General features: G+C 60.9%; 15 protein-coding genes. 7 read left to right on the top strand and 8 right to left on the bottom strand.

The genetic code is table 11. From position 1 onward, the window contains the following. Positions 1-118: 118 nt before the first annotated feature. Positions 119-7030: an NEL-type E3 ubiquitin ligase domain-containing protein gene (locus CFII68_RS17825; protein WP_018604752.1), complete on the bottom strand. Its 6912-nt coding sequence runs from the start codon at positions 7028-7030 to the stop codon at positions 119-121. A gap of 155 nt (positions 7031-7185) precedes the next feature. Between CFII68_RS17825 and CFII68_RS17820 the strand changes: the two genes are divergently transcribed. Next, positions 7186-7404, top strand: a complete 219-nt coding sequence (locus CFII68_RS17820) for a DUF2970 domain-containing protein (RefSeq protein ID WP_018604755.1) — start codon at positions 7186-7188, stop codon at positions 7402-7404. 75 nt (positions 7405-7479) lie between these two features. Here the strand turns inward: CFII68_RS17820 and CFII68_RS17815 are convergent, their stop codons facing one another. Continuing rightward, positions 7480-8616 (bottom strand): ABC transporter substrate-binding protein, encoded by a 1137-nt coding sequence (locus CFII68_RS17815; RefSeq protein ID WP_018604758.1) that lies wholly within the window; start codon positions 8614-8616, stop codon positions 7480-7482. Positions 8617-9119: 503 nt separating this feature from the next. Here CFII68_RS17815 and CFII68_RS17810 point away from each other — a divergent pair. After that, entirely contained in the window at positions 9120-10778 is a 1659-nt protein-coding gene (locus CFII68_RS17810) for a nitrite/sulfite reductase (RefSeq protein ID WP_018604778.1), read from the top strand. Continuing rightward, complete coding sequence (locus CFII68_RS17805; RefSeq protein WP_018604779.1) at positions 10762-11256, top strand: DUF934 domain-containing protein; 495 nt, start codon at positions 10762-10764, stop codon at positions 11254-11256. Before CFII68_RS17810 ends, CFII68_RS17805 begins: the two co-directional genes overlap by 17 nt. A 224-nt stretch (positions 11257-11480) precedes the next feature. On the opposite strand, the gene sohB is transcribed toward CFII68_RS17805, so the two are convergent. Further along, on the bottom strand, positions 11481-12512 hold the full coding sequence (gene sohB / locus CFII68_RS17800; RefSeq protein ID WP_003200184.1) for a protease SohB: 1032 nt from the start codon (positions 12510-12512) through the stop codon (positions 11481-11483). Between the two features lie 226 nt (positions 12513-12738). Between sohB and CFII68_RS17795 the strand changes: the two genes are divergently transcribed. The 3 genes from CFII68_RS17795 (at position 12739) to CFII68_RS17785 (ending at position 14883) form a co-directional block, all read left to right on the top strand. Then, positions 12739-13449, top strand: coding sequence for a histidine phosphatase family protein (locus tag CFII68_RS17795; protein ID WP_018604782.1), 711 nt, complete (start codon positions 12739-12741; stop codon positions 13447-13449). 51 nt (positions 13450-13500) lie between these two features. Continuing rightward, positions 13501-13815: an SCP2 sterol-binding domain-containing protein gene (locus CFII68_RS17790; protein WP_018604785.1), complete on the top strand. Its 315-nt coding sequence runs from the start codon at positions 13501-13503 to the stop codon at positions 13813-13815. Positions 13816-14019: 204 nt separating this feature from the next. After that, a complete protein-coding gene (locus CFII68_RS17785) occupies positions 14020-14883 on the top strand; it encodes a LysR family transcriptional regulator (RefSeq protein ID WP_018604787.1) in 864 nt (287 codons plus the stop codon). A 203-nt stretch (positions 14884-15086) separates the two neighbouring features. Here CFII68_RS17785 and CFII68_RS17780 read toward each other — a convergent pair whose 3' ends face one another. Continuing rightward, positions 15087-15323 (bottom strand): YdcH family protein, encoded by a 237-nt coding sequence (locus CFII68_RS17780; RefSeq protein WP_018604789.1) that lies wholly within the window; start codon positions 15321-15323, stop codon positions 15087-15089. A gap of 217 nt (positions 15324-15540) precedes the next feature. Between CFII68_RS17780 and CFII68_RS17775 the strand changes: the two genes are divergently transcribed. Further along, a complete protein-coding gene (locus CFII68_RS17775) occupies positions 15541-16062 on the top strand; it encodes a DUF4142 domain-containing protein (RefSeq protein WP_018604791.1) in 522 nt (173 codons plus the stop codon). A gap of 184 nt (positions 16063-16246) precedes the next feature. On the opposite strand, the gene CFII68_RS0125920 is transcribed toward CFII68_RS17775, so the two are convergent. The 4 genes from CFII68_RS0125920 to CFII68_RS17760 form a co-directional block, all read right to left on the bottom strand. After that, positions 16247-16444, bottom strand: a complete 198-nt coding sequence (locus tag CFII68_RS0125920) for a hypothetical protein (protein WP_018604793.1) — start codon at positions 16442-16444, stop codon at positions 16247-16249. A gap of 96 nt (positions 16445-16540) precedes the next feature. Beyond that, on the bottom strand, positions 16541-18652 hold the full coding sequence (locus CFII68_RS17770; protein ID WP_084483678.1) for an ATP-binding protein: 2112 nt from the start codon (positions 18650-18652) through the stop codon (positions 16541-16543). Between the two features lie 325 nt (positions 18653-18977). Continuing rightward, entirely contained in the window at positions 18978-22076 is a 3099-nt protein-coding gene (locus tag CFII68_RS17765; protein ID WP_371103542.1) for an error-prone DNA polymerase, read from the bottom strand. After that, entirely contained in the window at positions 22052-23473 is a 1422-nt protein-coding gene (locus CFII68_RS17760) for a DNA polymerase Y family protein (RefSeq protein WP_018604799.1), read from the bottom strand. The genes CFII68_RS17765 and CFII68_RS17760 overlap by 25 nt, the downstream gene beginning before the upstream one ends. Positions 23474-23502: the final 29 nt, after the last annotated feature.

The raw sequence follows: 23502 nt of genomic DNA on the forward strand, positions 1-23502 counted from the left end.
AACGTATTTGCGAAACAGGACACTAGAGCAGCAAACAAGCCTACGCTTTAACATCAGCAAACCGACCCATCGACGGCACCGGTATCGACAGATCGGCCTTCAGATCCGCAACTGCGGATCAGTTGCGGCGTGACGGTCCAGGTTGGGGTGACCGGGTACCGGATTGCTCCGCTTCACCAACGGTGCTTCGCAAATCGTTCAACTCGCTTCGCGTCAACTCAACCAGCTTCTCCGTGCGCAGGGCATCGACTGTTCGGCCCAACGCATTGAGTTCCAGGTTGTACCGCGGCGTATCGATTCCGCCATCAGCCCGGCGATCCTCCAGTGCGTCCAGGAGCTCATGACGCCTATTGGCGACAACGTCTTCGATATTGCGCATTTGTTCTGGATGCCGCTCCTGCAGGTAGGTCGTCCAGTAGTCACGCGACACCATGCTCACCAATAGCGCATCGCTGCGCTCTGCCTCAAGAATCGAGGTGCGGGTGCGCGCCGCCAGTTCTCCAGTGATCGGCGCGCCGAACGCCATGTGCGTAGGCTGCCCCGGCAAATCGATGCCGTCGCCCCATCCGCTCGTCAGGCCAATGCGATAACGCAAGCGCACTTCCGCCCGATCCCTGCCCTGGCCAGCCGCTTCAGCCAACGTTTCGACCCTCTCCAGCCGGAACAACTGCCGCGACAAGCGCAGCAACGCCTGGCCCCTGAGCAGGGGACGGTCCAGCGGAATGTCACGCAAGGCCTGAAAGACAAACACACGCACTTCCAACTCGCTAAAGGTCAAGATGCGGCCATCGATGCAAGTACCGTGGGTTTCGGCGTTTTGAAACAGCAACTGACGCAACTCGCTGTTTTCGCTGGCAGCGTCCATGATGTTCCAGACCCGTCGCGTCAGTTCTGCCCGGTCAAACCTGAAATCGAACGTATCAGGCAACAGCGCAAGCAATTGGAAGAACCGCTCGTGATCGTTTTCTTCGGCCAACTGCGCCCAGATCCGGCTCCGGACCGTGATTTGTTCACTGCTTGAGCCCACCAGCCATGGACTCAGCGCCTCGGCCGATGCGTCGCCCGTCGGATCAAGAAGAGGTTCGACCGCAGCGACAGAAGCATGTGGATCGTGACGGCCATTAGCGCCTGCGCCACCATCGGAGTCGTCATTGAAGTCCGAGCTATCGTCTTGTGGCGCCTCTGACGTAGCGATCAGGCTATCGATTTCGTCTCGGGAAAACCCTAAAACCTCTTCGCGATTGCCTGACTCAAGGTAATCCCTGAGTTCATAAAATGTGTTGAGCGACAGGTCTTCGTTATCACTCAAATCCATTCCGTCCACGAGCCTCTGGTGGCTGCCATCCAGCAACCCCGCCGGAAGATCAGTAAACTCGTTGCCGCTCAAGTTCAGCACACCCAGCTCTTGCGCGTTCAATAGCTGGCTGGGCCAGCTTTCTATGTCGTTATAGCTGAGGTCCAGTGCTTCGATCTGGCCAAAATCCGGAGGATCGAACGTGACCAGTCTATTAATGGTCAAGTTAAGCGAACGCAGGCGACCGTTTGTCAATAACGGGTAAGCCGCCGCAGGCGGCAAGTAGTTATCACCGAATCCCAGATGCTCCAATTGCTCCATTTGCAGGACAGCATCCGGAACGGCGGTCAGTTCATTGCCGCCCAGGTCCAATCGATTCAAATGAGCAAAGGAACCGAAGAAACCGTTTGAGCCCCGTTCGGTCAGCAAGACACCCGAAAGCTCCAGCGTCGTCACGCCAGGAAATTGCACACCCAACTCAGGCAAGTCGCCCAATTGCAGGCCATGCAGGCTGAGTGTTTGTCCTGCCCCACCGTGGCGTATCAGTCCCTCTTGCCAAACCTCACGGATGCTCTTGGCCGCCAGCGCGCGGCTTTGCGCGGAAACGGTGCCCCCTGCGACTCGAACTTCTCTGATGAAGAGCCAGTCATTCAACCGACGAGTCAGCGAGACACACGATTGATGCCACTGGCTGACCTGGTCGTCGATCTGCGTCTCGGTCATCCCGTTTTCACGCCATTGCCCGAGCTTCAGGGCTGCCTGTTCCTGGGTCAGGATCGGATCCAGCCGCTGCAGGCGCAGTTTGCGTCCCGCATCCCCCTCGACCATGGCCGACGCCTCGGGCGGCGGTAATAGAAGTTGAGCGATCGACCAGCTTGTTTCCGTCGGCGGGAATTGATCCGGTACAGACTCCTTGGCAAATCGGGCCAATGCCCCATGGGGAAGCCCTCTTGCATCTTCGACTCGCTGATATGCCGCACTCAAGGCTGCCTCGCCTTCAGGGCTGAAGAGGTTACCGGCCAAATGGGTCTTTAACAGGACTTCATCATTGGACAGCACTGTTGGCGGGAATGACTGCAGTTGGTTATCCCGCAAGTCAAGCCAGGAAAGCTGCGTCAGGTTCTCGGCACCGGTTGGCCAAGCCCGCAACTGGGTGGCTTTGAGGCCCAGTGCCTTGAGCCGGGTCAAGGCACTGACATCAAGCGTCTCGAGCGGGTTGTTTTCCAGATTCAGTTGCTCAAGCAGCGTCAACCCATTGAACTGCGCTTGAACAGTGGGCGTGACGAGCAGGTTGTTGTTGCGCATATCGAGTTGCGTCAAGGCTGGCAAGTCTTCGGCGTCGAAAGGCAGCTCGGTGAAGCCGTTGCCGCTTATTTCCAATGTTCGCGTACCGCTGAAGGCCCTGAAAAAGTTGCGCGCCTGTCGGGGGGAAACATCCAACGATCCCAAGCGCAGCGTTTCTACGTGGGAGAAGCTTGCGGGCGGCAACGCTGGGAGCGCCGCAAACTGCTTACCGGGAAGAGCAGACCCGGAAGCCGGCAGCTCAAACAAGGAGCCCCCTACGGTCGGCAAACCCAGGCGTTGGCGTACAGCACCGCGCCAGCTGTCTCGCAACGCTCGAAACAACAGACCTCCGCCCTCCCACCACACTGGCGAAAGCAAGGCGTATGACAAATCTTCCGCCCCCGTCGGCTCGAAAAAAAACTGCGCAAAGATTCCATCGTGTTCAGCCCTGAGTGCTTCTACCGCAGCAAATCGTTCCTGAGGAGTATTGGAGGCACTGTCAAATTTCACGGGCAGGCGCCCGACAGACTCGGCCTCCCCGACCAGCAAGCGCAATTGCCCGCGACAGTAGCCGTCCACCATTTGATCCACGTCCACCAAATGGCCGAACGCTCCCGAGTATTCGCTGACGTACCGGTAGGCGCGCGCGAACGCTTGCGGAGTCAGCGCTGACCAATTCAGCGATAGCCCGGCCCACAACTTTTCGTGCCCTTCGAATATTGCATCCGGCAGCGTACGTATCGATGTGCGCGACAGCTCCAGGCGTTCGAGCCGGGGAAGACGCTGCACGTATTCAGGCCATTGCGATAACGTTTGAGGCGCCTCGATTTTCAACGTACGCAAACGGCTCAATGGTGTCAGGTCAAGGTTGTGCATGGCGGTCTGATCGAAACCTGAGTAATCGATGTGCAGCACCTCCAGTGAAGTCAGCGAAGAGAGCCTTTGTGGAAAACTCTCGGCCAGCGAGACAGCAGCGGTGGAAAACCGCAAGTTGGTGAGTCCTGGCATCTGGCTCACCGCGTGCGGCAAGGTGGTCAACGGCGGGTGCCCGAAGGACAGATCGAGGAATCCGGATTCCCTGAGGCCAATCTCCAATTTCGTGACCCCAGGGAAAAGTGCCAGGAAGGCATCCGCATTGGCGTCTGTCATGCCGCCGCCAATCACCGACAATTCCCGTACATGCGCAAAATGGGTGGCTATTGGGGGCAGCGACACCTCACAGGAAAGCACCAGCCGCGCGCCTTCGGGGGACTCTTGCGCTAACGGGCGATTGCGCCAACCGTCCCTGAGCGCCTGCGCAAACCTATTTTTATGCGCATCGGCCGGGCTGCCGAGCGTCTCGCCCAGCCATTGTTCAAGCGTGCCGTCGAGCGACTCCCACTCGCGCTGGCGCGTTTGCAGTTCCAAATAGATCTGCCGTTCGGTCTTGCCCCGTTGTTGCCTGATGAACGCCTCGGCCTGTGGCTCGCTGGGGTAAAGTGCCTCCACCCGCGCCTCAATGGAAGGATGCATTCCCCTACCCCGGCCGCTCGCGTAATACCCCTTGAGCGTCGCGCTCACGCGAACCGGTGGTTTGAAGCGCTTGGCGGGGGTTTCAAGGAGCTGGGTCATGTCCCCACGATGCAGGTAGGCGTAATCGATGATCATGCGTTGCAGCTCGGGGCCGTTCCCCTCCGGCAGCCCCAGGGCGGAACGCGCATCAGCGGGCAGAACCTGCAGGATCGAACGGTAGAAGTTGCCGCCCCGCCGGGGCATGCCACCCGGTTCGTCACCCAGCTCATTGAAGGCCTGATAGCCAGGTCCGTTTTTGATCAGGTATTTTTTTTCAGGCGCATTCTTGTCGCCGATACTTTCGAGCAGCGCACCCGTGTCGCTTCCCTCGCGCACTTCCAGGCGCAGCGTAACGGGCCAGCCCGGCAGTCTTTCCAGGGCATGCAATGCCAAGCGTCGGCTGTCCGCCGAAATGATATTGTCGCTGTGCAATCCCCCATACGCCCGAACCTGACGTCCTTGTCGTGCATACCAGCGAGCCTCTTCGAGCATGCTCAACGGCGCGCGGCGCCTTGCGTCAAGACGGGCGAGATCCGCAGCACTACCGTGGGCGATGACCTCCTGGGCGGCAGCCTCGCTAAGGCCTGGGCACTCACGCTGCAAAATCCTGATACGACCGTCCACAGGTTCCGTGCCCTTGTAGATCCTTTCAAAAACTTGCTGCCGGGTTAACCCTCCCAGATTTGCTGCAGCTTGCAACTGATCAATCACCTGCGCGGCCTCGGCATCCGCCTTGAACAGCCGCATCGCATCCCTCAGCTCGGGAGGGGGCATCGTTCGGTCCATGTGCATTTTGCGTAGCGCGTTATCGCTGACGCCGCTGACATCGACGAGCCTGAGCAGCATCTCATCCGAAAACGCCGCGGTCTCATGGCCCATGCGCCTGAGCAGCGTCAGGCGATCCCACGTCATCGGGCGCTCCAGCGAATGCCGCCAGGCTCCGTTGCCGTTATGCAGGAGGATAGGTTGGTACGCCGCCTCGTCCGTTGGATGCTTGATTCGCCATTTGTGGATCGATGCGTCGAAAAACTGCTCGTACACCTTTCCCCCTAAACGAATATGGGTTTTCCCATCGACTTCGTATTGCCCCAGCGCGTTCGGAGTGCTCGTATCGGTGAGTGTTACAGCGCTTTCATAGCTGCTCAGTTCCGGCTTCCACAAGCGTGTTTCGCCATCAGGCAACGTCACAGGCTCAAGGCACTCGATCACCGGTTCAGGCTTGATGGCGGCCAGCTTGCTGACCCCGGCCCCCACACCGGCCATCGCGCCCATCAACGCCAGGTTTTCTGCGACGTCGATCAAGTGAGCCTTGGCTGCCCGTTTGTCGCCTTCGCCCCACTCGACTGCCCCTTCAAGGGTTTCGTATAAAAGCTGTCCCGCCATGACCACCATCATGACCTCACCCAACACCGGAACGAACATGGATACCAGGTTGAGTGCAAACAGACCCTCCTCCATTAAATGGGCCAGCTTTGCATCCCTTGCCTTGGTGTCGACATCATCCGTTGGAACCGCATGACTGCGCGCATCGGCCAGTACCTTTTCACGATGTCGATCATAGAGGTAGTCCCATGGATCCAAGTTATCGTCCCACAATGCTTGCCCTTTGCGGCTCACCGTCGAAGCTGCGATATAGGGATCAGATTCACGCTGCATTTTTGGGTGTTTGGGGGCAGGATTTTTAATGTACGTCAGGCTATAGGCTGGATTAGTGGACTCGATGAAAATCATCCATGGCGAATCGCTGATGGTTTCGCCTATAGAAATCACTGTATCGCCTAGTGAATGGGCCGCTTCCTGGACAAACTGACTGAAGAAATAAGGCCGCATATCGTACGGCACGAACTGACTGAAAAAACGTTGATAAGGCGTGGGGCCGATGTCTTGAGATTGCCCAGTATCGGGCGTGGTAAGCAATTGTTTGATGCGTGTTTTCAGTTGATCGCCGTTGTAACGCTTCAGCGGATGTTCGGGGTCATGAGGCACGTAGAGAATCGTTTCATCGCTGTAGCGATGCATTTCACAAATCGTGAACGCAACACAGCCCACCAGCCGTTGCTTCATAACGGTCATGTCTTCGAACCAGACCGGTTTTTTGCCCAGCCAAGGGTTGTTCTCCCCCTCGATGACCGAAAGAATCATCGCGTGATCTCCGGGCTCGATATCCTTTGCCAGCAGCGCTTGTTCGGCGGCGGCCCTCATCGCGGTTTTCTGGCTGGCAATGAAGTGCTGGCGCAAAGTCGTTTCGATCGCCGCGTCAGCCGGGTAAAAAAACGACTTGAGGTAAGCCTGGTACTTGGTACCGATATCTAGGGTACGGCACAGGGTGAGGAATTGGCTTACCGACAGGCTCAGAGCCACGGGTGCGTATGCGTCAGGGGTTCCCGTTTCCCTGACAAATCCAGAGCTATGGTGGTAGGCATCGTGATCGCATTCCCAACTTTCGAAGTTGTGCAGCGCGGCCTGCAGCATAGGCAGCTTCAACAACTCAAACGTACCAATTTCTATCCTGAACACACCCATTTCCGTGGCTCGTCTAAGGCACAACAAGGTCTTGTCGACATCCAGCTCTATCTTGAATTGATCTTTCAGTGCCTGAACCAACAGCGGCCTGGCAAAGGTATCGATGTCCTGGAATGAGGACATGGTTTTATCCAGTTGATTCTGTGCCGCAAGACTTTCCTTAAAACAGGCATCCACGACCTTGCGCTGCTCTGGCGAAGCGTTCGCGTACCAGGCCGGCATCTGCGTTCCGACTTGCTTCATCGCCTGCCTGCGTTGCGTCGAAGCCTCGATGAGCCATGCCGGCATGGCGGCTTCCAGGAAGTCCGCGTGCAGACTCTCCGTGGCCCGTGGCTTTGGCTGTATTTTTTCCGGGGACTGTGTGGAATTGGGTGACATACATCGCTCCTTTGAATGAAGCGACAGCAGACCCGTTTAGCGAACCGCATGGGCGGTACATAGTTATAGGTCGATGGGAAACTGTGTAATGAGGGATTTAAGCCTGCAGAGATTGGCTATGCTCTCCACATACGACCTTGTGTATGGAGAGCATCATGGACGAACCAAGCGAAAATAAGGCGCCCACCCTCTGGCAAATGCTCCACAGCGTGGGAGCGGCGGCCCTTGGCGTGCAAAGCGGAAAAAACCGCGCCCGCGACTTCACCCACGGCAAGCCGAGTCACTTTATTCTGCTGGGCATCCTGTTTACGGTGATTTTCGGGTTGACGTTGTATGGGATCGTCAATCTGGTGTTGTACTTTGCGGGCGTATAGAACGGATCTGCAAATATGGAACCGGGCCTCTTGCGAAACGAAACAGCCATACCGCCCGTCTCGATCTGAGTCGCTCTAGCGCCGCCCCAGGGCATCGAGCGAAAAGGCATAGCGCTCGCCATCCGGGTGAGACACCAGGCTGAAGCGCTTGAAGTCCAGGCGATAGTCCTTGGCGGGATTCATGTTCAACCACGCGCGGGCGCGGGCCGGATCGAGCGATTGCATCAGGTCGATCTGCTGGTTGTAACCGCCATGACGCGCGAGGTCGACGCCTCGGGCGTGATCATGGAGCAGCACCATGGCCCACCCTCCCAAGCTGAAGTGCCCGGTGAACAGCACGCTCAAGCGCCCGTCGATACGGGCCTGGAGCGCCGCCCTGGAGCTGTTCATGGCGCTGAACAACACATCCTTGCCCGGTTGGCGACCCGCCGCCTCGAACGCCTGCATGGCACCCAGGGCCATTTCATCGTTGGCCGACCAGACCAGCGCGGTCTGCGGATAGCGCTTGACCAACTGGCTCGCCTGCTCATGAGCCCGTTCGCGATTCCACTCGCCATAGACCAACTGGCGCAGGTGCACTTGCGGGTGCTCGGCCAGCGCCCGGAGCAGGCCCTTCTCGCGCAGTTGCGCCGAAGGGGTGAGTTTCTTCCCGGAAAAAGCCAGCAAGTCGAGGGTCTGCCCAGGTGCCAGCGGTCCGTATTGGCGCAACAGTTCCTTGAGCATCAGGTAACCGCTGCGCTCATCATTGGGCACCAGGCTGCCGAGCAACTCGGGAGGTGCGGCACCGTTCTCTGTCAGCAGGCGAGTCTGATCGCTGGTCAACGTGTTGTTCACCAGGAACAGCTTGACCCCACTGCCCTGCGCCAATTGCAGGATCCGCGGGGCGACATATTGATCGTTGACCAACACCAGGTAGTCCGGACGGTCCTTCGCCGTGACGGCCTCGCGCGCCAGGCGAATCATCAGTTGGGGATCGCGCCCGGCATACTCCACGCGCAGCCGCAAGCCCAGCTTGCTTGCCGCCGCTTGCATGAATTCGGTGTAGCTGACCCAGAAGGGTTCGGTGGAGTGGCCCGGGTTCAGGAACACGACCGAAGGAGCAGTCGAACTGCCAGGCAACGCCTCGGAAGAAGAAACCACATGGGCGGCTTGGGCCTGCGTCCAGAATGACAGGCATAACAGCCCCAATAGCCTGCAGATAAACTTCGACATCCCGCCCGCCCCAAGTAATACGCCACCCAGTATAACGACCCGGGTGGCGAACCGGCACATGAACGCGAGACCTTCATGTGGCCGGCAACGGCTCGAACCTATTGATGGCTGACCCAGAACACTGCGGTGCCCACCACCAGGATAATCAGGAACAAAATGGCCCAGGCATCAACAGAACTGTCGCTTTTCCTTGCTTTGGTCGGATTGCTCATTGCATCGCCTCTTGTCGGTTTTGTAGGTGATTGCATAGGGACTCGACCACAGTTAAGACGATGATTGCCCGCACGACAAATGTGGGTTAGGCAATAATCAATCTCATTAGTCGATTTGGTTCTTTACATATACTCAAACATCACTTTTGCGCATAACTCAAAACAGGTATCTTGCACCGGCTCCTCTAGGAGTGCGCGGCCGTGCGCGCAGAATTGCCGAGGCAGAACCCGATTCCAGCGAGCCAACATGCAGCTGTTTCTGATCGGCCCAAGCCTGAGACCGAGACTTATATGTACGTATATGACGAGTACGATCAGCGGATCATCGAGGACCGCGTCAAGCAGTTCCGTGATCAGACCCGACGCTATCTGGCAGGCGAGCTGAGCGAAGAAGAATTCCGCCCTCTGCGCTTGCAGAATGGCTTGTATATCCAGCGCTTCGCCCCGATGCTGCGCGTGGCTGTGCCTTATGGCCAACTGACCTCGCGCCAGGTGCGCAAGCTGGCGAAAATTGCCCGCGACTACGACAAGGGCTACGCCCACATCAGTACCCGGCAGAACGTCCAGTACAACTGGCCAGCCCTGGAAGATGTGCCCGAGATTCTCGCCGAACTGGCCACCGTGCAGATGCACGCGATCCAGACCAGCGGCAACTGCCTGCGCAACGTCACCACCGACCAGTTCGCCGGTGTCGCAGCCGACGAGCTGATCGACCCGCGCCCATGGTGCGAGATCGTCCGCCAGTGGACGACTTTCCACCCGGAATTCGCCTACCTGCCACGCAAGTTCAAGATCGCCATCAACGGCTCGACCTCGGACCGTGCGGCCATCGAAGTCCACGACATCGGCCTGGAGACGGTCTACAACGCGGCCGGCGAGCTGGGCTTCCGTGTGCTGGTGGGCGGTGGCCTGGGACGTACGCCGGTGGTCGGCGCGTTCATCAACGAGTTCCTGCCGTGGCAGGACCTGCTGAGCTACCTCGACGCCATCCTGCGGGTATACAACCGCTACGGCCGTCGCGACAACAAATACAAGGCGCGGATCAAGATCCTGGTCAAGGCCCTGACGCCTGAAGTGTTCGCCGAGAAGGTCGACGCCGAGATGGCTCACCTGCGTGGCGGCCAGACCACCCTGACCGAAGCCGAAGTGCATCGCGTCGCCAAGCACTTTGTCGACCCGCAATACAAGGCGCTGGGCAATCAGGACGCCGAACTGGCAGCCCTCGACAAGGAACACCCGGGCTTCGCCCGCTGGCGCACCCGCAATACCCTGGCCCACAAGAAGCCGGGTTATGTCGCGGTGACCCTGTCCCTGAAGCCGACCGGCGTCGCGCCCGGCGACATCACCGACAAGCAACTGGACGCCGTGGCCGACCTGGCCGAGCGCTACAGCTTCGGCCAGCTACGCACTTCCCACGAGCAGAACATCATCCTGGCAGACGTTGAACAGAGCCAGTTGTTCACCCTGTGGGGCGAGCTGCGCGAGCAAGGTTTCGCCACCCCGAACATCGGCCTGCTGACCGACATGATCTGCTGCCCGGGCGGCGACTTCTGCTCGCTGGCCAACGCCAAGTCGATCCCTATCGCCGAATCGATCCAGCGTCGTTTCGACGACCTGGACTACCTGTTCGACATCGGCGAGCTGGACCTGAACATTTCCGGTTGCATGAACGCCTGTGGTCACCACCACGTCGGCCACATCGGCATCCTGGGCGTGGACAAGAAAGGCGAAGAGTTCTACCAGGTCTCCCTGGGCGGCAGCGGTAGCCGCGACGCCAGCCTGGGCAAGATCCTCGGCCCGTCGTTTGCCCAGGACGACATGCCTGACGTGATCGAGAAGCTGATCGACGTGTACATCGAACAACGTACCGAAGACGAGCGCTTCATCGACACTTACCAACGTATTGGCATCGACCTCTTCAAGGAACGCGTCTATGCAGCGAATCATTAAGAACAACGAGGTCATCGACGAAACCTGGCACCTGCTGCCCAAGGACGCGACCTTCGACGGCATCTCCAACTGTGACGACCTGATCGTGCCCCTGGCCCTGTGGCGCGATCATGCCCACGCCCTCAAGGCCCGCGACGGCGGCCTGGGCGTGTGGCTGGACGCCGACGAGGAAGCCGAGGAAATCGGCGAGGACGCCAACCAGTTGCAGGTCATCGCCTTGAACTTCCCGGCCTTCACCGACGGGCGCAGCTACTCCAACGCTCGCCTGCTGCGTGACCGCTATGGTTTCAAGGGTGAATTGCGGGCGATTGGCGACGTGCTGCGCGACCAGCTGTTCTACATGCGCCGCTGCGGCTTCGACGCCTTCGCCTTGCGTGCCGACAAAGACCCCTACGAAGCCCTCGAAAGCCTCAAGGACTTCTCGGTGACCTACCAGGCTGCCACTGACGAACCGCTGCCGTTGTTCCGTCGTCGCTGAAACAGCGCCATGAAAAAGCCCTGAGCCGGGGATACCGGTTCAGGGCTTTTTTGAGGGTGAGTGATCGATGCCCAGCCACCTCGGAATCACTGTGGGAGCGGGCTTGCTCGCGAAAGCGGTGTGTCTGAACAGAGGATGTTGGATGTGCCGCCGCCTTCGCGAGCAAGCCCGCTCCCACAGGGAATTGGCGATGGGACTCAACGCTGAGAGCCCCTACCCCCGAGTTACCAGAACCGCTGCTGGGTCAGGCGGCTCCACCAACTGAGCAGAACGCGATCCACCGAACCGCTGGCCGCCATGCCGATGCGTTCCTGCAGGCTTTTGCGTTCGGCGTAGTGCAGGTGGTACAGCTCGGCACCCTTGGCCCGCTCGGCCAGGTATTCATCGCTGGTTTTCAGCTCGTCCACCAAGCCCTTGCCCTGCGCCGCGACCCCCAGCCAGACTTCACCGGTCGCCACTTCATCGATGGCCAGTTGCGGGCGGTAGTTGGACACGAAGTTCTTGAACAGCTCATGGGTGATGTCCAGGTCTTCCTGGAATTTCTCCCGGCCCTTCTCGGTATTTTCGCCGAACACCGTCAACGTGCGTTTGTATTCCCCGGCCGTCAACACTTCGAAATCGATGTCATGTTTCTTCAGCAGACGGTTGACGTTGGGCAATTGCGCGACGACGCCGATGGAGCCCAGAATCGCAAAAGGAGCGCTGATAATCTTCTCGCCAATGCACGCCATCATGTAGCCGCCGCTGGCCGCGACCTTGTCGATGCAGACCGTCAACGGCACGCCGGCCTGACGGATCCGCGCCAGTTGCGACGAGGCCAGGCCGTAGCTGTGGACCATGCCGCCGCCACTTTCCAGGCGCAGCACCACTTCATCCTTCGGCGTCGCCAGGGTCAGCAGCGCGGTGATTTCATGACGCAGGCTCTCGGTGGCCGAGGCCTTGATGTCACCGTCGAAATCCAGCACGAACACCCGGGGCTTGGCCGCCGGCTTGTCCTTGTTTTTCTTCCCGGCCTTTTCAGCCTTGCCCTCGGCCTTGCGCAGCGCCTTGAGCTGATCCTTGTCCAGCAGCGTCTGCTCCAGGCGCTCACGCAGTCCCTTGTAGAAATCGTTGAGTTTGCTCACCTGCAACTGGCCGGTCGACTTGCGCCGCCCCTTGCTGCGCAGCGCCGCAAAACTGGCCAGCACCACCAGGATGGCGATCACCAACGTCACGGTCTTGGCCAGGAAACCGGCGTACTCGATGAAAAACTCCACAGCAACTCCTTAAATGCGATGCGCCACTGAACGCAGGCGCGTAACGGCTCCAGCATACCCATGCGACTGCGTCGCGGCCAGTCATGAAACCTGTGGTTACCTTGAGGCGAGCGAGGCAGGACAAGGCTGCAACGGGCATTTCAAACAAGCGTATGTTTTTTCATTGACAGCTCACCGCCATCCCCATAACCTCGCCAAACCTTCAACGTACCGGGATGACGCGGACGTGGGCAGTATCTATCTGATTCGACATGGCCAGGCCTCCTTTGGTGCGGACGACTACGATGTCCTTTCACCCAATGGCGTGCGCCAGGCGCAAGTGCTCGGCGGCCACCTGGCGGAGCTCGGTGTCGTATTCGATCGCTGCCTCTCGGGTGACCTGCGTCGCCAACAGGATACCGCCATCGGCGCACTGGGCCAGATGTCCGCCGCCGGGTTACCGGTTCCCGGGCTGGAAATCGACGCCGCGTTCAACGAGTTCGATGCCGACGCGGTCATTCGCGCCCTGCTGCCGGACATGCTCCCCCAGGAGCCCGAGGCGCTGCATATCCTGCGCAACGCTGCGCAGAACCGCGCCGAGTTCCAGCGCATCTTCGCACTGATCGTCGAACGCTGGCTCAGCGGCCAGTATGACCCGCCGGGCCTGGAAAGCTGGCTGGGTTTCGTCGAGCGGGTCCAGGCGGGCCTGCACCGCATCCTGGAGCAAGCCGACAACACCCATAAAATCGCCGTATTCACCTCCGGCGGCACCATCACCGCCCTGCTCCACCTGATCACCCAGATACCGGCCCGACAGGCCTTCGAACTGAACTGGCAAATCGTCAACACCTCGCTCAACCACCTGAAATTCAGGGGTCGCGAGGTGGCCCTGGCTTCCTTCAACAGCCATGCCCACCTGCAACTGCTGAAGGCCCCGGACCTCATCACCTTTCGCTGAGTCCGGATTACTGTAGACCCTTGCTGTACCACCCAAATAAGGATCGAAACCATGACCTCCGTAGCCGACGCCGTACAAGCCATGAAAGCCAAGTTCAACCCAGCCGCCGCTGCCGGCCTGGACCTGGTATTCGGTTTCCGCATCGACGATACCAAGAATTTCTCGCTGATCGTCAAGGACAGCACCTGCGAACTGCAGGAAGGTGAGAACCCGGACGCCCAGGTGACCCTGGTGATGGACGGCGATACCCTGCAGGGCATCGTCGACGGCAGCACCGACGGCATGCAAGCGTTCATGGGCGGCAAGCTGCGCACCGAAGGCGACATGATGCTGGCCATGAAACTGTCCGAGCTGTTCCCAGGCTGAGACTGCGCTCGCGTTCTTCGCGGGCCTTTGATTGCAAACGAATCCCGCCCCCGTGGCGGGATTCGTGTTTTTGCCTCAAGTATCTTCGCTGGCTGCCCCGCCGCTATCGCGAGCAGGCTCGCTCCCACAAGGGATCTGCGGTTCGCAGGTATCGGGGAGGCGCGTCAGCTCTTACAATGCCCGCTTCCCCGTATCGGCCTGAACATGGACATCGACCTCGCTCGCACCTTCCTGGAAATCGTCCGCCACGGCAGCCTCGCTGCTGCGGCCGAAAAGCTGCACGTGACCCAGACGGCGATCACCGCCCGGGTCCAGAAGCTCGAAAGCCAGCTTGGCTGCGCGCTGTTCGTACGCAACCGTGCCGGCGCGCGCTTGACCAGCGACGGCGAGGCGTTTGTGGTCTACGCCAACCAGCTCGTGCAGACCTGGGAAGCAGCCCGTCGGGACCTGCCACTGCCCGAGGGCTATCGCAACGTCTTGCACCTGGGGGGCGAGGTCAGCCTGTGCAATCCGTTGATGCTCGCCTGGGCCGGCGGACTGCGCCAGAAGATTCCCGGCCATGCCCTGCGCATGGACATCCGCGACGGCGAGAAACTGCTGCAACAGCTGGAGCTGGGTCTGCTGGACGCGGCGGTGGTGTATCAACCCGAATACTGGCCGCGGCTGCAGGTAGAACAGCTGCTGGAAGAAAAGCTCATCCTGGTACGCCTGGCCGCCCGTCCCGAGCCCTACGTGTACATCGATTGGAGTGCTGACTTCCGGCGCCAACACGACACCGCGCTACCAGACAAGGCCAAGGCCGCCGTGACCTTCAACCTCGGCCCCCTGGCCCTGCAGTACATCCTGGAAAACGGCGGCAGCGGCTACTTCCGCACCCGGGTCGTGCAGAGCTACCTGGACAGCGGCATCCTGGAACGGGTGCCCAAGGCACCGGAATTCAACTACCCCACCTACCTGGTCTACTCCCGCGATCGGGATTCAGCGGCGTTGCAGCAGGCGTTCGAGGTGTTGCGAGAGATCGTCAAGACCGGCAGCGACTGGTCGCAGCGCTGGGATCCATTGACCTGACAGGTTGGGAGGCAAGGCATGAGGGGCCGTCGTGGCCAGAGCTTGCTCCCGCGTTGTAGGAGCTGGCGAAGCCTGCGATCTTTTGATCTTTCGCTTGAGGTTCAAGTGGCAGGGAAAAGATCGCAGCCTCGTTGCACTCGACAGCTCCTACACAGCTCCTACGGCCCAGCGGGAGCAATCTCTGGCCACAAAAGCCCTTCGCACTACCTCTGCATGTGGGCCACGATCTCGTCCTTGACCAGTAATCGCTTCTTCTTGAGCGTCTCCAAAGCATCGTCGGACAACGCGCCGGAGGACGGTTTCTCGGCTTCGACCACCTCGGCATCAAGTTGGGAGTATTTTTGAAGTAACGAGTCGAGCCTTGGATTCTCGCTGCGTTTTTGCTGGATGTGGTCTTTTGTGCATTTGAGATCCTGGCACAAATCGTGGGACACCGGCATGGAACACCTCCTTCGATGGGTCGGTGGCAGACGCCCTTGCGGCGCCCGTCGATTATCAGGATGGCCTCCTCGACAGGGTTCTGTCGACCGCCAATCCGACCAGCGGTGACCGTTCGTCGTACCGGATCGCTTGGCGATCAAACCTTTGCCGGTGCCTCGCCCTCCATTGAGCAGAGACGACAAGAATCGCTCGTTCAACGTGTGTGGAGACTTACCTATGGACAGATTCACCCTGCGTCAACTCGGCCTGGCAGTTGCCCTGAGTACCAGCATGGGCATGGCATGGGCCGCGACTTCCAACGACTTTGTCGACAACGCGGCGGCCGGTGGCATTGCAGAAATCGAGACCAGCAAACTGGCCTTGGAAAAAAGCCAATCGGCGGACATCAAGGAATTCGCCAACAAGATGATCACCGACCACACCAAGGCCAACGAAGAGCTGAAAGCCCTGGCGCAAAAACATGACATCGAAGTACCCGACGACACCACGTTGATGAAAAAAGCCAAGGCGAAGATTCTCGACGTGCGCGATGAGTCTTTTGATGCGGCCTACGCCAACAACCAGGTCAAGGCCCACGAAGAAACCATCGCCCTGTTCAAGAAAGAAGCCGAAACCGTTACCGACGACAAGAAGGCTGGCAATACCGAACTCAAGGCGTTCGCCCAGAAGATGCTGCCGGAACTGCAACATCACCTGGAAGCCGCCAAGAAACTTCAGGCTGCGCATCCAAGCAAGTAGAGCGAGGCACGAAAAAAGCCCGGCGCCTCCGTTGGAAGGGAAGCGCCGTTTTTTCGAAGCCCTCCCTGTGGGAGCGAGCTTGCTCGCGATAGCGGTGGTCCAGTCACAGGGATATCGAATTTGCCACAGTCATCGCGAGTAAGCTCGCTCCCACAATGAATCGGTGTCGCACATCCGTCATGGGCTAGCCACCATCGGTGTCGATATCAGCGTCAGTATCCTCGCCAGATTTCGGCCGATCCGGTTCAGGCTTGAAGCCGGGGCTGAAGGTGTTGTCATTGTCCCTATGACGATTCTTCTGATCGACCTCCGTGGCGGCGCTCTGGGCCTGGTCCGTTCCGGCAGGGCGCAGTGGTTGGGTGGTTGCGGGATCGTCGTTCATAGGCACCTCGTTCATGGCAGGGCCGGATGGATGACCGGTCTCGAACATTCGAAAGTGACGCGACGGCATCGGTTCCATTTGTTTGCAGTGCCGCGATCAGCCGCCCAGCACACTCCTCACCATCCGGGTCAGCGCGTCCGGGCCGTAGGGTTTGCTCAACAAATGGGTATCGGGGCTCAACTGATGGTTGCGGGAGATGATGTCCCGGGTGTGCCCCGAGGTGAACAGCACCGGGACCGGTGGGTTCTGCACCTTGGCCCAGGCGGCGAGGTCGGAACTCTTGATCAGGCCGGGCATGACGACGTCGGTGAAGATCAGGTCCACCGAGATGCCTTCCAGCAGCAGCCTCATCGCCTCATCGCCGTTGGCGGCCGTGAGGGTCCGATAGCCAGACTGCTCCAGTAGTTCCACCGACGCGCTGCGCACCTCGTCGTTGTCCTCCACCACCAGGATCGTCTCTTGCCGGCCGGACTGAAGCGCGTCGTGTTGCTCGGTTTCGCCCGCTTCGGGCGCAAGGCTTCGAGGAAAATACATCCGTACCCGCGTGCCCTCGCCCAGGTCGCTGGAGATCTCGATATGGCCGCCACTCTGCTTGACGAACCCGAACACCATGCTCAATCCAAGCCCAGTGCCCTGGCCATCGGTCTTGGTGGTGAAAAACGGTTCGAACACCTGCTTCAGGATCTCGGGCGGCATGCCGGCACCGCAGTCGATCACCGACAGCCGGACATAGTCGCCGGCCGAGATCCCCTTGCCGGCACAGAACGTTTTATCGAGCCCGATGTTCTCCCCGATCAGGCGGATGATGCCCTCGCCGCCCATGGCATCGCGGGCATTGATCGCCAGGTTCAACAGGGCGTTTTCCAATTGATTGCGATCGACGTGGATGCACCAGGGTTCCTGGGGCAGGCTCACTTCAATCTGGATGGTTTCACCCAAGGCCCGTTGCAGCAGCTCACCCATACCCTCGTAGATGCGTCGTGGGTTGTAGACCGCCGGTGACAATGGCTGGCGCCGGGCAAAAGCCAGCAGTTGCGATGACAACTTGGCCCCCCGCTCCACGGCTTCGATGGAGGCACTGACCCGCCGTTGCACGTTGACGTTGTCCCGCTCGTGGCGGGCCAGCAAGTGCAGGTTGCCGGCAATCACTTGCAGCAGGTTGTTGAAGTCATGGGCCACGCCACCCGTGAGACCGCCAATGGCCTCGAGCTTTTGCGATTGACGCAACTGTTCTTCTGCCGCCAGTCGCGCCTGCACCTCGTCGGCGACCCGCTGTTCCAGGTCGCGGGTGAATTTGAGCAGCGAAGCTTCGGCTGTCTTGCGTTCATTGATGTCAATCAGCACACCTGGAAAACGCAGGGGCTTGCCCGTGGCATCGAATTCGCAGCGACCGCTGGCCAGCACCCACAGGTCATCACCGCCTATGCGGCGCACCCGATATTCAGCGCTGTAGGGGATGCCCGTACGCACGGTCAGTTCGATCCGCTGGTTGACCTCTTCAAGGTCATCCGCGTGGATGCGCTGGCGGGCGATTTCGATGGGCAGTGCGTCCAGCGAACAGTCTGGCGGGTAGTTGAAGGTACGGGCGAAACGCTCATCGCCCGACAGCGTGTCGGCTTGGATGTCCCAGACGAACGATCCCAGCAATGGTCCGGCCGAGAGGGCCAACTGGATGCGTTCATTGACGGCTCGGTAACTGCGTTCGGCCTCTTGCCGGGCACGCTCGGTCAACACGAGCTCGGTGGTTTCCACCACAATCGCCAGCACGCCCGCCGGGGACTGGTCGTCATCGGGCACCGGGCTGTAATAGAGGTCCATCCACACATCTTCAGGCTTGCCATCGCGCAGCAGGACCAACTCTTTGCTGCGGTAGGACAAGGTGCCGCCGGCCAGGCAGACGTCCAGCACATGCCGATTGAATTCGGCGACCTCCGGCCAGCCCAACTCCACCGCGCACCCCAGCAGGTAAGGATGGCGGCCACCGGCGAACTCGGCATAGGCATCGTTGTAGATCATGAAGCCCTGGCGGCCCCACAACATCACCATCGGCAGGGGCGAAGCCAGCAACAACTGAACGGCGCTGCGCAGGCTGGCGGACCAGTGCTCGATGGCGCCCAACTCGGTCCGGCTCCAATCGAACGCCCGGATACGCCCGGCCATTTCACCGCCCCATCCAGGGCACCCGTGATTCTGGGATAGAAACTGCATGGTCGATTCTGAACCTCAAAATGCCTGCTGGGAGTCGGCATACACAAATCCCTTGCGATCAGAGCTTCGAGCGCTGGGTTGGCGTTTGGTTTCATGTGAGGGTGCTGTTTGGATCGAGGACATGATTCCTGTGGCAAAAGTAAATATCTGTGGCGAGGGGATTTATCCCCGCTGGGTTGCGCAGCAACCCCCTGCGTCCTGTCTGACACATCACAGTGGCTGATGAATCATGGGGTTGCTTCGCAACCCAGCGGGGATAAATCCCCTCGCCACGTAATTCCGTTGCCGCAGAAATCGTGTCTCCAGCCTAAAACAACGTGCGGATTCAGCGGAAATCACGGCTCTGCACCTGGATGCCCGCCAACAACTCGGTCAGGTCGCTCAGGCGCCCGGCGATCAGGTGGCGGACCTCGCCGACGCTTTCCCAGCGCCCGTCGACCTTGAGCAACTGCGAGCCCACCAGGGTCTTGCGCTGGCGCTCGGCCAGGTCGCGCCAGACCACCACGTTGAGGTTGCCGAATTCATCTTCCAGGGTGACAAAGGTCACGCCACTGGCCGTGCCCGGGCGTTGGCGGCCGGTGACCAGCCCGGCGACGCTGACGTTGCGGCCATGCTCCACATCCTGCAACTCCCGTGAACTGCGGCAGCGCCGGGCGCGCAGTTCGGGACGCAGCAGGGCCAGCGGATGAGGGCCCAGTGTCGTGCCGAGCGTGGTGTAATCGGCAAACAGGTTTTCCCCCAGCGTGGGTTTTGGCAGGGCCACAGGCGGTTCCTCCTGGCAGGGCAAACCAGCGAACAAGCCCAGTTGCTTCTGCACCCCGGCCACCTCCCAGCGGGCACGATGGCGATCACCGGCCAAGCCCTGCAAGGCACCGGCATCGGCCAGTTGCGCCTGGGCCCGGGCATCGAGTTGCGCGCGCTCGCCCAAGTCAGCCACGTCGCTGAAGGGCCGATGCCGGCGGGCCGCTTCGATACGGCGGGCATCCTCTTCGCGAAAGCCCTTGACCATGCGCAGCCCCATGCGGATCGCCGGTTGCCGACCGTCCATGGGCTCGAGGCTGCAATCCCAATCGCTGGCGCGCACGTCCACCGGACGGATCGACAGTTGATGCCGGCGGGCATCCTGGAGGATCTGGTCCGGGCTGTAGAACCCCATGGGCCAACTGTTGATCAGGGCACAGGCGAACGCCGCCGGTTCGTGGCATTTGAGCCAACTGCTGGCGTAGGTCAGCAAGGCGAAACTGGCGGCGTGGGATTCCGGGAAACCGTAATTGCCGAAGCCTTTGATCTGTTCGAAGATTTGCGCGGCAAACTCAGCGGTGTAGCCGTTTTTCTTCATCCCTTGCGCCAGGCGTTCCCGATGGGGTTCCAACCCACCGTGACGTTTCCAGGCAGCCATGGAGCGACGCAATTGGTCTGCTTCACCCGGGGTGTAATCGGCCGCGACGATGGCGATCTGCATGACCTGCTCCTGGAACAAGGGAACACCCAGGGTGCGGTTGAGCACTTCCTTCAACGCTTCAGAGGGATAAGTCACCGCCTCTTCTTTGTTTCTGCGCCGCAGGTACGGATGCACCATCCCACCCTGGATTGGCCCGGGTCGCACGATCGCCACTTCGATGACCAAATCGTAGAAGGTCTTGGGTCTCAGCCGAGGCAACATCGACATCTGCGCCCGGGACTCGATCTGGAACACACCGATGGTGTCGGCGCGGCTGATCATTTCGTAGGTCGCCCGATCATCCTTGGGCAGCGACGCCAGGGCGTAGCGCTGGCCCCGGTAGTGCTCGATCAAATCGAAACAGCGACGAATCGCACTGAGCATGCCCAGGGCCAGGATGTCCACCTTGAGTAACCCGACCGCGTCCAGGTCGTCCTTGTCCCACTGGATGATGGTGCGTTCGGCCATGGCGGCGTTTTCCACCGGCACCAGGGTGTCCAGGGGCTGCTCGGAAATCACGAAGCCGCCAGGGTGCTGGGACAAATGCCGGGGAAAACCGATCAATTGCCGGGTCAGGCTCAGGACCCGGCGCAACACCGGGCTGTCCGGGTCGAAGCCGCCTTCACGCAAGCGCTCCACTGGCGGCGCCTCGTCGCTCCAGCGGCCACAGCAATCGGCCAGGGCGTTGATCTGGTCCGGCGGCAGGCCCAGGGCCTTGGCCACATCGCGCACCGCCCCGGCGCCGTGGTAACTGCTGACCACCGCCGTCAATGCCGCACGATGACGGCCATAGCGCTGGAACACGTACTGCAGCACTTCCTCGCGACGCTCATGTTCAAAGTCGACGTCGATGTCCGGCGGCTCGTTGCGCTCCCGGGACAGGAAGCGTTCGAACAGCAGGCTGGTAAGGCTGGGGTCGATTTCGGTGATGCCCAAGGCGTAGCACACCGCCGAGTTGGCCGCCGAACCGCGCCCCTGGCAAAGGATATGGCGGCTGCGGGCGAAGCTGACGATGTCCTGTACGGTGAGGAAATAGCTGTCATAACCCAACTCGGCGATCAGGCTCAGTTCCTTGTCGATCTGTGCCCGCACTTTGTCTGTCACGCCAGCCTTCCACCGCTCGCGCATGCCACGCTCGGTCAGTTCCCGCAGCCAGGACGCCGGATCATGCCCCTCGGGCACCAGCTCGCGGGGGTATTGGTAACGCAGTTGGCCAAGATCGAAGGTGCAGCGCCGGGCGATGTTCAGGGTTTCGTCGAGCAAGGCCCGCGGGTAGAGATCGGCCAGATCCTTGCGGCTGCGCAAGTGGCGCTCGCCGTTGGGGTGCAGGCGCTGGCCAGCCTCGGCCACTGTAACGTGGTGACGGATGGCGGTCATGGTGTCCTGCAAGGCACGACGACCACGCACGTGCATGTGCACATCGCCACTGGCCACGGCGGGAAGATTCAAGCGCTCGGCCAGCGCCAACGAGTCTGCCAACCGGCGGCGGTCGTCCTGCCCACAATGCAACTGGACCGCCAGCCACAGGCGCCCGGCAAAGATCGGCTGGAGCCAACGCCCGTGTTCCTCAGCGTCGTTGCCCTCGGCTATCCACAACGCCAGCAGCCCCGGCAAGGGCTGGTCGAAATCCTCTCGCACGATGCGATAGTAGCCCTTCTCGCTGCGACGCCGGGCGCGGGTGATCAGCCGGCACAAGGCTTGATAGCCTTCCAGGTCTTCCACCAGCAACACCAGTTTCGGGCCGTTCTCGACCTGGATTTCGCTGCCGACGATCAGTTGCAGCTCCAGTTCCTTGGCCGCCTGCCAGGCCCGGACGATTCCGGCCAAGGTGCATTCGTCGGTGATCGCCAGGGCCTGGTAGCCCTCTTGCCTGGCCCGACGACACAGCTCCAGGGCACTGGAGGCGCCGCGCTGGAAGCTGAAGTTCGACAGGCAATGCAGCTCGGCATACTCAACGCTCATGCGAACCAACCCTGCAGCCACAACGGCCCGCCCTCGCCCACCGTTCGATAGGCCCAGCCACGTTGTCCGCTGCGGGTTTCGATCAGGTAGTAGTCGCGGCGTACGTCGGCACCGTCCCACCAGCCGGTCTCGATGCGCTCCGGGCCCATGAGGACTCGCGCCTGGCTGTCCTGCAGTACCTGGGCCTCATTCAGCAACCAGCCGGGACGCTGCACGCCAGCGCGCACCGGGCCGGCCTGGGGCCGGGGTTGGGGCGTCATTTGCCAGGCGCATTCAGGTCGATGGTCATCGCGAAACCCCAGGCCCTGCACCGCGTCATCCCCCAGCCGCGCCCGCAGCCGTTCGCGCAGTTGCTCCCAAGGCAAGGACTGTTGCGGGCGCTCGTCGAACAGCTCCAGGCGCTGGGGCACGAAACTCGGCAGGTCCTCGGCACACAAACGAAAACCCCGCACCGGGGCCGCGACCTGCACCTGTTCCAAGCGACCGCGGGCCAGTTCGAAGAGCATCGCTGGGTCCCGTTCGGCGCTGAGCAGGCCGACCTTGATCACGGTATCCGGCAACCCGGCGTGCTCCAGGTGCAGGTCGAAACGCTGCACGCCGCTGTCGCGTCCGCACAGGAAGGCCGACAAGTCACCGGTCAGCCGGCGCAACGGAAACAGCAGCGCCTGATGGGACTGAACGTCGTAGTTGAGTTCGATGCGTACATCGAAACGGTCTGGCGGCAGGTAGAACGACAGCGCCAGGGTGCGACTGCCCGTCAGCGCGTCGAGGTGCTTGAGCACCTGGGCCTCGAAGCGCCGAGCCAGGGTCTGCCGGGGCAAGGCCTGGACCTGGCTCAGGCGGCGTAGGCCCATGCGCGACAGCGCCGTGGCGACCTCGGGTTCCAGGCCGATCCGCTCCACGGGCATGTCTCCCAGGCATTGCTGCAAAGTCTCGGCGTCGGGCACCACCAGGGCGTCGTAGGCATTGGCCAACACCCGCGCCGCCACCGGATTGGGAGCGGCGACGATGCGATGGCGAAAGCCCAGCTCGGTCAGCTCGGCCCGCAAGCGCGCCTCGAACACCGGCCAGGGGCCAAACAGGCCCAGGCTCGACTCGATCTCGAACAGCAGCGTACGCGGGTAATGCACGCTGACCTGGGAGCTGAAACGGTAGGCCCAGGCTGCCAGGAACTGTTGCCAATATTCGATCTGCGCCGCGTCGTATTCGGCGGTGGCAAAGCCTTTGCTCAAGGCCTGGGCGGCGGTCATGGTCTGGCCGGGGCGCAAGCCCAGGGCTCGTGCCGGCGCATTCACCGCTTGCAGCACCCGACGCTGGGCCGGACCGGTCAGCAATGCCAGGGGCTGCTCGGGATCGGGGCGCTGACGCAGCGCGGCGTCCAGCGCCAATTGCGGGAAGAGAATACAGACCCAGCGCATCGCAACCTCAATGCCCGGTTTGTGGGGCG

This window comes from Pseudomonas sp. CFII68, from assembly GCF_000416195.1.
In the GTDB taxonomy this organism is placed as follows: Bacteria; Pseudomonadota; Gammaproteobacteria; order Pseudomonadales; family Pseudomonadaceae; genus Aquipseudomonas; species Aquipseudomonas kilonensis.